Source organism: Clostridium sp. AN503 (assembly GCF_040719375.1).
GTDB lineage: Bacteria > Bacillota > Clostridia > Lachnospirales > Lachnospiraceae > Brotaphodocola.
The window spans coordinates 1008122-1022197 of record NZ_JBFDTP010000002.1; the positions used below are offsets into that span (position 1 = coordinate 1008122).

Here is a 14076-nt window from a genome sequence, read left to right on the forward strand (position 1 = left end):
TCGATATTATGAGGAAACAAAGTGAAAAGAGCGATGAATGGAAAAATGAAAAAAACCGGAGCGGAAATCCTGCCTCGGATCAGATGTATAACGGTTCTTCTGACGGTGGCGCTCATCTCCGAAATTTTTTTGTTTACCGTTACATACCGTCATTTAAACCAGTCTATCCAAAATGAGCGTATCGATTCGATCGAGCAAATGAGTACTCTTATTTCGGAAAAGCTGTTTCTATTAAGGCAAAATTATGAGGATAAGGTACGGCAGGCGGCTCTCGTCATTATGGACAACCATGTCCGGTCGCTGGACCAGGAACATCCTCTGCTCCAGGGGGTTGAACAGCTTTACCTGCTGGCTGAGGATGGCTCCTGTATCTCTTTAACAGGCGATAAGATCCTGCTGTCTGAATCGGAGGAGATCAGGAAGCTGAAAACCTCGGATGAGGTTCGGACGGATTTTTGTACGGTACAGACAAAAGGAGATTTTTGGGTTTTTATGTCTCCTCTTTCTGGCGTAACCATAGAGAATAAAGAGTTCTTCGGAGTTATTATGCTGGTGGACTCAAATACCTATGCAGAGATCGCCGCCACAGCTTTATATGAGAATCAGGGCGCTTCCTATGTGGTGAACCGGTTGGGCGTGATCGAACTGCGGCCAACCAAGTCCACCGCAAATGAGTATTTCGGTGGGTATAACCTGCTCCATATCCTGCGTGAAAAAAATGTGGATGAGCAGCAGATCTTTGTGCTGCAGCAGGGACTGAAAGAACAGCAGGAAGTCAATTTTATCGCTAAAATAGGTGGGGAAACATGGCGGATACAGAGTTTTCCGGATAGCTGGGGAAACAGCATTGTTATTACAGTGCCCATATCGATCACGGCCCGGTCAACCTTTGACGGAATGCGGAATGTAGTCATTATGATTGGACTTATCCTCCTGACTGTGGTGATCATGGCACTGGTCTGGGTCTCCTACTATGTGAAAAAGGGTCAGCAAATCAAATTGGAGCAGGCGAAAGCAGCATTGAAGAGCGATTTTATGAACAAGGTCTCTCATGATATCCGTACACCGTTGACTGCCGTGATTGGGCTGAATGATCTTCTGATGCATAATGCAGACAAACCGGAAGTTGTAGCGGAATGTGCACAAAAAGCGAAAAAGTCTGGTGAATATCTTGTCTCTATTATCAATGACGTTCTGGATTTAAGCCGGATTGAATGTGGAAAGCTGCGGCTTTCACAAAAAGCTTTTGATATGAAGGAACTGCTGGAGACTGTTGTTCAGTTGGAGACATATCCTGCTGGAGAGAAAGCGCTGAATTTTTGCCTGGATTGCCCGGAAAATTTCCACAGAGGATTTTTAGGAGATGCCGTTCGCATCAAGCAGTGTCTCATCAATCTGGTTTCCAACGCCATCAAATTTACGCCTGAACAGGGAACTGTGACTCTGACCTACCGGGAACAGACGGATAGCAGCAGATATACCAGAGCTTATTTTGTGGTGGAGGACACTGGGATCGGTATGAGCGAAGCGTTTATGCAGCAAATGTTCCATCCCTTTGAGCAGGAACAGTCTTCCCTTACTTCTTCTCATGTAGGCAGCGGCCTGGGGCTGGCGATTGTGCACAATCTGGTGACCCTGATGAACGGAACCATCCATGTGGAGAGCAAATTGAAGCAAGGGAGCAGATTTGTCATAGAACTTCCCTTGGAGCGCACCGGATTGAATGAACAGAACCTTGAAAACATGAACACCGATGAATTGCCTGCATATTTGCTTGGCAGGAGAATCCTGTTGGCAGAGGATAACGAAATCAACCGTGAGATTGTCACAGAGCTTTTAACCGGACTAGGCTTTGTCGTCGATGGTGCTGGAAATGGCGCTGAGGCTGTAGAGCGCTTCCAGGATTCTTCTGAGGGATATTATTCCATGATTTTGATGGACATCCAGATGCCGGTGATGAGTGGCCTGGATGCCGTATCAGCCATACGCGGATCGGATCATATGGACGCCGGGATCATCCCCATCATTGCCTTATCTGCAAACGCTTTTGAAGAGGATGTAGAGAAATCCCTTGCCCACGGCATGCAGGCGCATATCAGCAAGCCGGTAGATATGAGTATGCTCAAGAAATTGTTTGTCAAATATATACACGAAAGAGGGGGCGCAGAATGAAAAAACGGAAGTTTTTTTGCATCGTTCCAGTCCTGAGCCTATTGACGGGCATGGGTGGATGCACCGACACGCCGCGTGAAACGGAGGTTAGAGCACGGTTCTGCCAGGAGAATGAGATTTTGACCTGTGAACCTGTGGATTTTGATAAAACGGTGATCACCATCGGCATATACGCCCCCTGTAATTCGGATCCGGTGGAGCTTGCCATTGAGGCACAATTCCCTAATATCGATATTGTTACCCTGGATCAGGTCAGCGTCCCCGACATCCAGTCGTACGTAAAGCAGCCTGGCGTACAGCATGATTTGGAAGATATTATATTTATGGGCTATGTAAAAGATATGGCGGTAAGTGACAGCATATTTTATGACTTATCTGCGGAAGATTTCACTTCTCTTTACAATCAGGCTGTATTAAACAGCATGAGTTCCGGTGGCAGTCTTTACCAGCTTCCGATCAATAGTTCCGTACAGGGGATCTTTTACAACAAAAGTCTGTTTGAGGCGCATGGCTGGGAAATCCCGGAGACGGTCGAGGCATTTTATACTTTGTGCGACGAAATTACTGCACAGGGTATCCGCCCTTTTGTCCCCTGTTACAAGTATTCTCCGGACGGAGTTGGTCTGGGGTTTAGCAACCGTGCCGTTTTTTCCACTATGGATAAACGGAAGCAGTATGAGCTTTTCTGTAGAGGACAGGCCTCCTGCAAAGGGCTGCTGGAGCCGTATTTCGAGGTACACAAAACCCTTTATGACCGAGGCATCGTGGTGGAAGGCGACTTCTCCTCCAGCCTGACAAGAAACCGCCGCGCCCTATACGCAGGTGAGATCGCTATGCTGCCGGAACAACTGACCATGTTTTCTCTGTATGAGGATGAGCAGCCGGAATGTGAGCTTGGATTTTTCGGTTACCCCTCTCATACGCCTGGGGATCGGTGGATGCAGATGTCACCGGGGCGCAGCATGGCACTGTCTAAGGAATCTATGGAAGACAGCAATAAAAAGCAGGTTCTATTGGACATCCTGGCGTTTCTCAGTACAGATGAGGGGCAGGAGGCTTTGTTAGAAGTTTTTTCGGGGCTGAGCAGTGTGAAATCCGCTCAGGCAGATTTGAGAGAAGAATTTTGGGACGTACAAAGATGTGTGGAAAACGGACAGGTTTTTTTTGCGAACAGGATTGGAAATGATCTTCACAACCAAACTCTGAAGGCCTATTTGGAAGGCAGGATGACCTTGGAGCAGGCTCTTGCCCAAACAGACGCTATGGTTAAAAACATCTCGGCCAACCAAGTACCCGATGAATCAATCGGAACCGCAACCGAGGAGTTTACAATCCTGGAAACCAGCAGTTTTATTGCTGATGCCATGCGTTCTGCCACCGGAGCTGAGATTGCCCTCATTCCCCACAGTTCTTACTATGCGGGAAATTATGCGAAGTTTTATGAGGGAGAGGTTACAATGCTATACCGCTTTTATCTGAGAGGGCTGGGCAACGGGGACTATCTGACCACTTATGAAATTACCGGCGCCAATCTGAAAAATCTGATGGAGCACCCAGTCATCAACGGGGAAGAAGTTAATGCCATGTATGCCTTTTCCGGCTTGAACATGGAGTACGCCCCATGGCGGGCATGGGATGAAAATGTAATAAAGCTGACCCTGGCTAACGGAGAAGAGATCGAGGACGATAAGAGCTACATCGTGGCTGCATGGCCCACCTCTATTGACGGACGTTATCTCACCTCCACCCTGGACGTCCACAGCGAGCTGGGCAGTAATATTGATCTGGTCACTTCCGCTGTCAAACAGGCAGGGACCATCTCTCCGGCAAAAGATCACCGGCTGATACTGCGCTGGGATTAAAACCACAAAAACAGGAGCTTATATGAAACAATCTATGAGAAGATTAAAAAAATACAGAACAGGAGTTCTTACTGTGGCAATCCTGCTTGTGATTCTGCTTTTAGTGGATAGTCCTGCCTATGCCGCAAAAGAACACCCTGTCCGGCTGCGAATCCCATTTCCAGAAACAGAAGGCTTTACGATGACCGATGAAAATGGAAACCGGTCTGGACTGGTCGTGGATTATTTGTATGAGATCGCAAAATATACCGGCTGGTCATATGAATTCATTGATACGGATGCGAATGTCATGGTGCAGGATTTTATTGCAGGTCAATATGATCTTATGGGCGGCACTTACTATTCAGAGGCATTTGAGCAATACTTTGCCTACCCGGATTATAGCTGTGGCAATACCAAAGCTGTTCTGCTGGCCCGCCAGGACAATGACGCCATTAAAGGTTATGATCTAAGGGATTTTAATGGGAAGACCATAGGTGTTGTGAAGCAGGCAGCTGATAATGTGCGCCGGCTGGAGGAATTTTTATCTTTCAATGGCTTAGTCTGCACAATCAGGCCATACACAGCTGAAGATGTTGCCTCCAATCAAATTAATCTGGATCTGGAGGCTGGGATAATCGATCTTAAGCTCGGAAATGCAACAGATGATATAGGTGAATTCCGTGCGGTAGCGTATTTTGATGCGCAGCCTCATTATCTGGTTGTGCAGCCGGACAATAAGGAACTGCTTGACCAGTTAAATTGGGCAATGGAGCTTATCCTGTTGTCTGATCCTCATTTTTCAGAGGAAGTTTATAAACGGTATTTCGATGATACAGGTGTGCAGAACCTGCTGCTGACCGAGGAAGAAAAAGACTATATTCAACAGGAGGGTACCGTAACGGTGGCGGTTCCCGCCTATTTTCATCCGCTTTATTGTATTGGTTATGAGGATGGGGATCATGCCGGACTGATACCAGAGCTGCTGGAAAAAATAACTGCGCGATATGGGATCCAATTTTCTTATATATTGTCGGACTCTTACGCCCATACCCAGCAACTGGTCATCGAAGGCAAAGCTGACATGGCGGGTATTTTCTTTGATGATGCGGCGGATGCCATGCGGAGTGAGCTGATACAGACCAAGCCCTATGCCGCGTTAAATGACTTGATTGTACGCAACCGGACCGTGACCTATCCGGCTGACGGATTAACCTGCGGTCTTTTAGAAGGACGTTGCCTTCCCACTTATATAAAAGCAAGCGAAGTGATATATTTTACTACCATTGATGAAGTTTTGTCCGCAGTAAATACTGGTAAAGTGGATTTTGCATGTGGGCTTTCTGCACGGGTGGAAAAAATGATGCAGGAAAACATTTATACCAACGTCGTTCCGGTTACCTTGTCGGCAAACCGGATGAACATCAGTTTTGCTATGCCTGTGCCAGCAAAACCGGAGCTGCTGTCCATCATTAATAAGGGTATTAACAGCTTATCCGAGGATGACCGGATTTCCCTTTTAGATCACAATCTGGTCTCTATTGGAAATGCCAAAGTATCAGTAAAAAATTTTGTTGAGACCAATCCTATTTTATCGATCACTGCAATATCAGTTTTTTTGCTGCTCGTCATAGTTGTTGTTATTGCAATCGCTAACCTGCGCATAAAAAATGCCAATATGCAAAAAGACATTGTTAGAGCAGAAGCGGAGAATAAAGCAAAAAGTGAATTCCTTTCCCGAATGAGCCATGAAATCCGTACACCGATGAATGCCATTGTAGGTACGACTGCACTGATCGCAATGAAGGATGATGTCCCCGAAAGCATAAAAGAAAATTTGGCGAAGCTAAAAGCGACATCACAGTATTTATTGGCACTCATCAATGATATTTTAGATATGAGCCGGATTGACAATGGCATGCTTTCTATTGCAGAAGAGGATTTCTCCTTACAGCAGATGCTTAATGAATTTTGTAGTATGATGCAAACACAGGCAAAGGGGCGGGAGATAGCCCTCTGCTGTGAAACAAATTTCGAGCATTCCGATTTGAAAGGGGATGCAATCCGGCTAAAACAGGTTTTGATGAATCTGGTTTCTAATGCGATTAAGTTTACGCAGCCGGGAGGAACCGTACATCTGACTGTGGAGGAAACCTCCTCCTCTGACCTGCAGGCTGTCTATTTGTTCAAGGTTTCAGACAACGGCATTGGGATCAAAGCAGAGGATCTAGAGCGTATTTTTGAATCCTTTGTCCAAACTGGCGCCAATCTAATGCGCAGTCAGGGTACCGGGCTGGGTTTGCCGATCAGTCGGAATATTGTGCAACTTATGGGCGGCACTTTGGAAGTGAAAAGCAGGATAAATGAGGGCAGCGAGTTTTTCTTTTCCATTCCCCTGGCCTTTGGATCGCCCATAGATCTAAAACAGGAATTAGAGACTTCTTTCTGTTTTGAAAATGTACGGATTCTATTAGCAGAGGATCATCCGATCAATGCAGAAATTGCTATGGATATTTTGACTTTAAAAGGAGCGCAGGCAGAACTCGCAGAGGATGGCGCAAAAGCAGTCAGGCTCTTTGAGCAAAGTGCTCCTGGATATTTTGACCTTATTCTAATGGATATGAGAATGCCTAACATGGGAGGCTTGGAGGCAACAAGGGCAATTCGGGCTTCAGACCATCCTGACGCAGCAAAAATCCCGATTATCGCCCTGACGGCCAATTCATTCCAGGAGGATAAAGACATGGCAAAAGAAGCAGGAATGAATGATTTTCTATCGAAACCTTTGGAAATAGATTTGCTTTATACGGTACTTCAGAAATGGATGGGGAGGTAAGGCTGGGAATCCAGGTAAGGGCAGTAGCCCCAACTCAACTTCGCGCTCAATTCTGAAGCTCCCTGATCAGTTCCCGAAGCCGTGATCTGATCCTGGTCCGGTGTATGCCGGTATAACCCGGCTTCTCCACAAACCAAAGCAGATACTCGCGGTATAATGCGACAATCCCGGACCTGCTCCGCCAGTGCACACTTCTTTTTCGAGTATATCATACATTCACTCATTCTATAATTTAGTGTCATTTAAAATGACACTAAATTGGCATTGTCAATTTGAAAACTAAAGCTTGAATTCTGGTTTAAAATCAAATAAAATAGAGTAATTAGGAAAAATATAATTATTGTCATTTTGAATGACAAATAAATGCCATTTAGTCAACGGCTTTCCCACGGAGATAGTATCTCCATCGGAGTCTGGGCAGAGGATTTGAGCGTCCTGGTTGAGCATTTGGAAATCACGGAAAGAGAGGGAGTAACAAATGAAAGCAGCATTGACTGCCTGGGAGACTTTACAGGCATTTTGCAGCGCCTGGTTTGAACGGCGCAGTGTAGAGGAGACCCATATTTTTTTGGCGGATGAATTCTGTTTCGTGGGAACGGGGGAGAATGAGTTTGCACACAGCTCCCGGGAGATGAAGGAGTATCTGGAAAAAGATATTCAGGAGATTCCTGAACCTTTTTCTGTGGAATTAACACTCTATCAGGAACAGGAGCTTGACTCCCGGATCTGCAATCTGTCTGTGGGCATGAACCTGAAAAATTCACAGTACCGCTGGAGGTTAAGAGGTTTTTTTACTCTGGTCAGAGACCGGGGGGAGCATTGGCGTTTCCGTACCCTGTGGTTTTCAGAGCCTGGGAGCAGCCAGATGGGAGAAGAACACTATCCCCAGACACTGGTCATGGAAAATATCACCAGACAGCGCCAGGAACTGCTGAATACATCGCTGCCCGGCGGTATGATGGGCGGATATATCGGGAAAGGGTTTCCCTTCTATTTTGTGAATGGCCGTATGCTGGAGTATCTTGGCTACAGCGATCAGGCGGAGTTCGTAGCTGACATCGGAGGGATGGTTTCCAACTGCATGCATCCGGATGACCGGGCTATGGTGGACGCGGAGGTGGCCCGTCAAATGGCGGTGCGGGGCGAATACATGGTGGAGTACCGCATGAAGAAACGGGACGGGTCTTATATCTGGGTCCAGGATCTGGGACATGAGGTTACTGCAGAGGACGGCAGGCCGGCTATTATATCGGTGTGCATTGATATCACGGCGCAGAAAAAGGCGCAGGCCGAGATCATACATCTTTATAACAATGTTCCTGGCGCAGTATTCCGTGTACGTTATGAGAAGGATTTTACCATCGTAGATGCCAACGACGGGCTGTATGAATTTCTGGGCTATACCCGTGATGAGTTTATTGCATTGGGGAACCGGATGTCTGCGGTGATCTATCCGGATGACCTGGATGGCGTTCGTGAAAGGCTGATCCTGGAGGAGAACCACGGGGACACCATACAGGATGAACACCGGCTGGTCTGCAGGGACGGAAGCGTCAAATGGATATCGGTGAAAGCCCAGCTAATGCCCGGAGACGACGGTGAGGTGTATTTCTACGGAGTTTTTGTGGATATCACGGACCAGAAGCTGGCCCGCAACCAGGTCAGGGAGTTATATGAAAAGGAACTGGCTTATTTTACGCAGGCAGCTTTGATGGAGGGCAGTATCCAGGGACGTGTCAATGTCACGCAGGATAAGGTGGAGAGCTATCAGGCCACGGATATCGCAGCCATTGCGCAGACGGGGGATTCCTATGAACAGGCGGTCAGAAAGCTGGCGGAATCCTCAACGGATTCCAGATATGGCGAGTATATCCGCACAGTCCTCAGCCGGAACCATGTGCTGGAAGAGTTTTCCTCAGGGAAAACAGATCTTCATTTCGAGTTTTTGCGGAAACGGACGGATGGCAGCGTTTTCTGGGGCAAAACAAATTTCCGGTTTCACAGGAATCCTGAAACCGATGATATGATCGCGTTCTTTTATACCATTGACGTTACAGAGCAGAAGATCCAGGAGCAGCTCCTCAGCAAAGTGACTGAGCTGGATTACGAGATCATTTCCGACGTTGACATCCGCGATGATACATACCAGGTAGTTTCTTTTCACCCGGATGCGATCGGCATGATGCCGGTAAGAGGGCGGTTTCAGGAAGCGGCCAGAAAGATCGCAGCAGATTTTATGCGGAAAGAGACCGGGCGTGAGTACCTGGCAAAACTGGATTTTGGTTATATGCGGAAGACGCTGGCTGTATACGGAAGCTATAACTTCATGGCCGAGATCCTTGACGAACATGAAAATTCCTATGTCAAGCGGTACCAGGTCTTTTACATCAGCAGGGAACTGGGGCGCGTGTGCATTGCGCGGACCGATGTCACGGATATCATCCGCCAGGAGCAGGAACAGAAAGAGATCCTTTCTGCTGCCCTGACCGCTGCAGAGCAGGCCAATGCGGCCAAGACGGACTTCCTTTCCCGCATGAGCCATGAGATCCGCACCCCGATGAACGCCATTATCGGCATGAGCGCCATAGCGGCACAGGCAGTCGGCAATGATGAGCAGGTTGCAGAGTGTATTTCAAAGATTGGGATCTCATCCCGTTTCCTGCTCTCGCTTATCAATGACATTCTGGATATGAGCCGGATTGAAAGCGGAAAAATGCTGTTGAAGAATGAAAAGATACCCATGGAGGATTTCTTAAACGGCCTCAATGTCATCTGCTACAGCCAGGCGGCGGCAAAAGGCGTGGATTACGAATGTATCGCGTCCCCGACGCTGGACGACTGTTATATGGGAGACGCTATGAAGCTGCAGCAGGTACTGCTCAATATCTTGTCCAATGCCATCAAGTTCACGCGAGAGGGCGGCAAGGTCACGTTTTCTGCCGAGCTGCGCAAAAAGGTAAAAAAGAGCGCTAAGCTGCGTTTTATCGTCAATGATAACGGCATCGGCATCAGCGATGAGTTCCTTCACCACATATTCGAGCCATTCGCCCAGGAATCCATGGGGACCACTGCGTTATATGGAGGTACGGGGCTGGGGCTGGCCATATCGAAGAGTATTGTAGATATGATGAGTGGGAAGATCACAGTGCGTTCCATCAAAGGGATCGGTTCGGAGTTCACCGTGGATGTGGAGCTGGGGATCACAGACGAAGAACTGCACCGCCGCAACAGGAAAAAAGCCCATCCTCAATTCGCCGATTTAAAAACGCTGGTGGTGGATGATGATATGATGGTGTGTGAAAGTGCGGTAAACACGTTGAAAGAGATGGGGATCACCGCTGAATGGGTGGACAGCGGTCATAAGGCCATAAAGCGGATACAGGATCTGTACGACGACGGCAGGCATTACGATATGATCTTGATTGACTGGAAGATGCCGGAGATGGATGGGATCGAGACCGCCCGCCGAATCCGTGCGATCGTAGGCCCGGAGGTTACGATCATCATCATGACTGCCTATGACTGGGCGGCCATTGAACATGAGGCAAAAGCGGCCGGCGTAAATCTGCTGATGAGCAAGCCCATGTTTAAGTCGTCCCTGATTTCAGCGTTCTCCAGGGCGCTGGGCGAAAAGGAGGAGGCCGGTACGGGCAGCGAATCAGTAGTTTATGATTTCACCGGGCGGCGGGTCCTCTTAGTGGAAGACAACGCGATCAATACTGAAGTAGCTGAGGTTATTCTTGAGAGCAGAGGCTTCGTCGTGGATACTGCGGAAAACGGGCTGCGGGCCATTGAGATGTTCAGTAAGTCTGATGCGGGCTATTATGATGCCATCCTTATGGATATCCGGATGCCTCAGATGGATGGGCTGACAGCTGCCAACAATATACGCCATATGATCAATGCCGATGCCGGGATGATCCCGATCATCGCCATGACAGCCAATGCTTTTGACGAAGATATTGAAAAAAGTAAAGCAGCCGGGATGAATGCGCATCTTGCAAAGCCCATCGAGCCGGAACGGCTGTTCCGGGTCCTTAATGATCTTATTCTGGGCAGGGAGGAGTAAACGATGACAGAGGCGTTTTATCAGGAACTGAAAGATGTCCTTGACAGTATCCCCAGCGGCATGTGCATCTACCGGGTGGACCAGGGACGGCTTTATCCACTGTATCATAACCCGGCCTTTTTTGAAGTGCTGGGGCCTTCTAAAAGGCACGCCCAGGTAAGCGAGCAGGTGTCGTTCATTGGCGTTCATGAGGAAGACCGCGCCACTTTGCAGAAAGAAGTGTCCGGCCTGCTGAATGGGGGCGATATGCTGCGGCATACCTGCAGGCTTTTTCATGAAGAACTGGGAGAATACCGGTGGATTTGTATTGAAGGAGCCAGAAGAGTGGGGGCGGACGGCGATGCATTTTTGTATGTGGTGTTCAGCGATGTGACAGAACAGAGACGGCTGGAGCAGTATTTTCAGAACACGCTTCAGAATCTTCCCGGCGGAGTGGTGGTAGTCCGCTATGAGGAGGACGGAAGCATTATCCCCGAGTATATTTCGGAGGGTCTTGCGGTAACTACAGAGATGCCGCTTGAGGACACCTGGGAGTTATACCGCAAGGATGCCCTGACAGGCGTCCATCCGGATGATCTGGATCGTGTGCGGCAGCAGTTGGACGCATATTTTGCCAGTGGAGAGAGCCAGTGGGAGATTGAGTACCGTCTCTTAAAAGGGTCCGGGGATTATGTGTGGGTCAAGAACACCCTGTCGCTCATCGAATATGATGGCGGTGAAAAGAAGATATATTCTATCTTTAATGATATGACAAAGGAGCGGGAAGAACGTGTCCGTGTCCGGCAGAATTACAATGACCTTCTGCTGCAGCACCATCAGAAGTCGGACCCCAACGCCCTGGTGATGGGGCACTGCAATATCACGGAGGACAGGATCCTGCAGATCAGCGATCAGACCGGAGCAGGCCTTTTAGAGCGGTTTGGAACGGTCCGTGAGGATTTTTTTACCTGCCTGGCGGGGCTGATCGTGGATGAAGCGGAACGGCAGTTATTTCGGGATACCTATCTGCGTGCTCCCGCACTGGCTGCTTTTGGACGCGGGGAGACCGTAAAAACACAGAATGCCTTTGTTATGCTGCCCGGCGAGGCGCTTGGGCGGTATGTGAGATTTGATATGAAGATGGTTTCTACACCGGACAGCGGCGATGTCACGGGGATTTTGACGGTCATGGATACCACAGAGCAGACGATTTCCGGCCGGATCGCCCATCAGTTATCCGTCAGCGGTTATGATTTTGTGGCGGATGTGGATCTGATGCGGGACACATACAAGTTACTGTCCCAGGATGAAAATGCCAGATGTGCGCCGTTTAGAAATGGCGTCCATTCATACCGGGTGGCGAATCTGCTGAGATCCGGGATCGTGCCAAGGGACCGGGAACGCTTCCGGGAAGGGCTTGACCCGGAATATATGCTCAACAGGCTGAAACAGGGCCAGGCTTATACCTTTGCGTATTCCATGATGGATAACAAGGATATCCGTACTAAGAATGTCACGGTTTCTCCCATTGACCTGCGGCTGGGCAGGGTATGCCTGACCAGGACGGATATTACCGATTCCATCCGGGAACAGCAGCGGCTGCTCCGGTCGATCGCCTGTATCTGTGAGCTGGCCGGTTTCATCAACGTCGCCAATGGGACATTTCTTTTGTATACCAGGGAGATGATCCTGGAGAATCTGCCGCCTCATGCCGCACAGAATTATAATAAGATTCTTGATAAGCTGGCAGGCAGTTATGGGGCAGAGGCTGATCATGCCAAGATAAAAAGGATGTTCCATATGGAAACACTGCTCCGGCAGTTGAGAGAAAAGCCGGAGGGTTATGAATTTGTACTCCCTTATCAGAATGAGTCCGGCCTGCGGTATAAACAGATCAATGTTCTGTGGGGAGACCAGAATCATAAGACGGTCTGTCTTCTGCGGTCGGATGTGACGGACATGCTGGCTGCGGAGCGTGAAGTGAAGGCCGAGTTGGAACGCGCTCTTGTGCTGTCACGGGAAGCCAGTCTTGCCAAAAGCGATTTCCTGTCTGCAATGAGCCATGACATCCGCACGCCTATGAATGCGATCATGGGAATGACCACACTGGCGAAGGCCAACAGTGATGACCCCGCCCGCGTCCGGGATTGTCTTCAAAAGATTTCCGTGGCCTCCGATCATCTGCTGAACCTGATCAACGATGTGCTTGATATGAACCGGATCGAGCGGGCCCAGATCACACTGAACCGGGAGCGGATCTACCTGTCGGAGCTGGTACAGCAGGTCGGAGGGATCATTGTTCCACAGGCAGAACAGGCGGGGCTTGACTTTGATATTCAGCTTGGAGAGATACAAAACGCCTGCTTTTACGGTGATTCCCTGCGCATCAGCCAGGTCCTCATCAATGTTTTAGGCAATGCAGTCAAGTTTACACCGCAGGGAGGCGCTGTACAGTTTAAGGTGGAGGAACTGTCGGCGCAGTCCGACTCCCGGTGGGTCTGTTATCGTTTCACGGTCCGTGATACAGGGATCGGTATGGAGGAAGAGACCATGGCGCATCTTTTTGAACCCTTTGTCCGCAGCCGTGTTGTATCTCGTGTGGAAGGGACAGGGCTGGGGCTGAGTATTGTAAAGGGGCTGGTTGATCTGATGGATGGAAGAATAACTGTGCAGAGCGAACTGGAGGAGGGAACGGTATTTGTCATCGAGCTGAAAGGGGAAATCGTGCCGTCCTCTGACCGGCAGCCTGTCCCGGACCCGCCCCGGATCATGGAGAAGCCAGGTCTTTTTTCGGGCCGCCGCTTTCTGATCGCAGAGGACAATGCGATCAATGCAGAAATCATTTCTGAGATCCTGCGCATGTGCGGCGCGCAAACAGAGGTCATGGGGGATGGGGCGCTGGTTGTGGAAGCGTTTTTTACTGCGGCTCCGGGAACCTACGATGCCATACTGATGGACATCCAGATGCCTGAGATGGACGGTTATGAGGCTGCCCGGATGATCCGATCGGATCCAAGGCCGGATGCCGGGACGATTCCCATCATCGCCATGACTGCCAACGCCTTTGAACAGGATGTGAATGCAGCCCTGGAAGCGGGGATGAACGCACATATCGCAAAGCCTCTGGATGTGAATGTTCTGTATGAAAAGCTGGCCAGGGAACTGGATTGAGCACCGTG

5 protein-coding genes are annotated in these 14076 nt (G+C 49.2%); all 5 read left to right on the forward strand.

The window, feature by feature from the left end:
* Nucleotides 1–21 precede the first annotated feature (21 nt).
* The 5 genes from AB1I67_RS11915 to AB1I67_RS11935 all read left to right on the forward strand — a co-directional run bounded on the left by AB1I67_RS11915 (nt 22) and on the right by AB1I67_RS11935 (nt 14068).
* Entirely contained in the window at nt 22–2172 is a 2151-nt protein-coding gene (locus AB1I67_RS11915; protein ID WP_367030094.1) for an ATP-binding protein, read from the forward strand.
* Complete coding sequence (locus AB1I67_RS11920) at nt 2169–4034, forward strand: extracellular solute-binding protein (RefSeq protein ID WP_367030096.1); 1866 nt, start codon at nt 2169–2171, stop codon at nt 4032–4034. Before AB1I67_RS11915 ends, AB1I67_RS11920 begins: the two co-directional genes overlap by 4 nt.
* Nucleotides 4035–4056: 22 nt before the next feature.
* Nucleotides 4057–6849 (forward strand): transporter substrate-binding domain-containing protein, encoded by a 2793-nt coding sequence (locus AB1I67_RS11925; RefSeq protein ID WP_367030097.1) that lies wholly within the window; start codon nt 4057–4059, stop codon nt 6847–6849.
* 478 nt (nt 6850–7327) lie between these two features.
* Complete coding sequence (locus AB1I67_RS11930; protein WP_367030098.1) at nt 7328–10918, forward strand: response regulator; 3591 nt, start codon at nt 7328–7330, stop codon at nt 10916–10918.
* 3 nt (nt 10919–10921) lie between these two features.
* Nucleotides 10922–14068: an ATP-binding protein gene (locus AB1I67_RS11935; protein WP_367030099.1), complete on the forward strand. Its 3147-nt coding sequence runs from the start codon at nt 10922–10924 to the stop codon at nt 14066–14068.
* The last annotated feature ends 8 nt before the right edge of the window (nt 14069–14076 follow it).

Excerpts from the sequence above, each read along its gene's own strand:
- AB1I67_RS11920 (WP_367030096.1), top strand. The coding sequence starts at position 2,169 with ATGAAAAAACGGAAGTTTTTTTGCATCGTTCCAGTCCTGAGCCTATTG.
- AB1I67_RS11935 (WP_367030099.1), top strand. The coding sequence starts at position 10,922 with ATGACAGAGGCGTTTTATCAGGAACTGAAAGATGTCCTTGACAGTATC.
- AB1I67_RS11930 (WP_367030098.1), top strand. The coding sequence starts at position 7,328 with ATGAAAGCAGCATTGACTGCCTGGGAGACTTTACAGGCATTTTGCAGC.
- AB1I67_RS11925 (WP_367030097.1), top strand. The coding sequence starts at position 4,057 with ATGAAACAATCTATGAGAAGATTAAAAAAATACAGAACAGGAGTTCTT.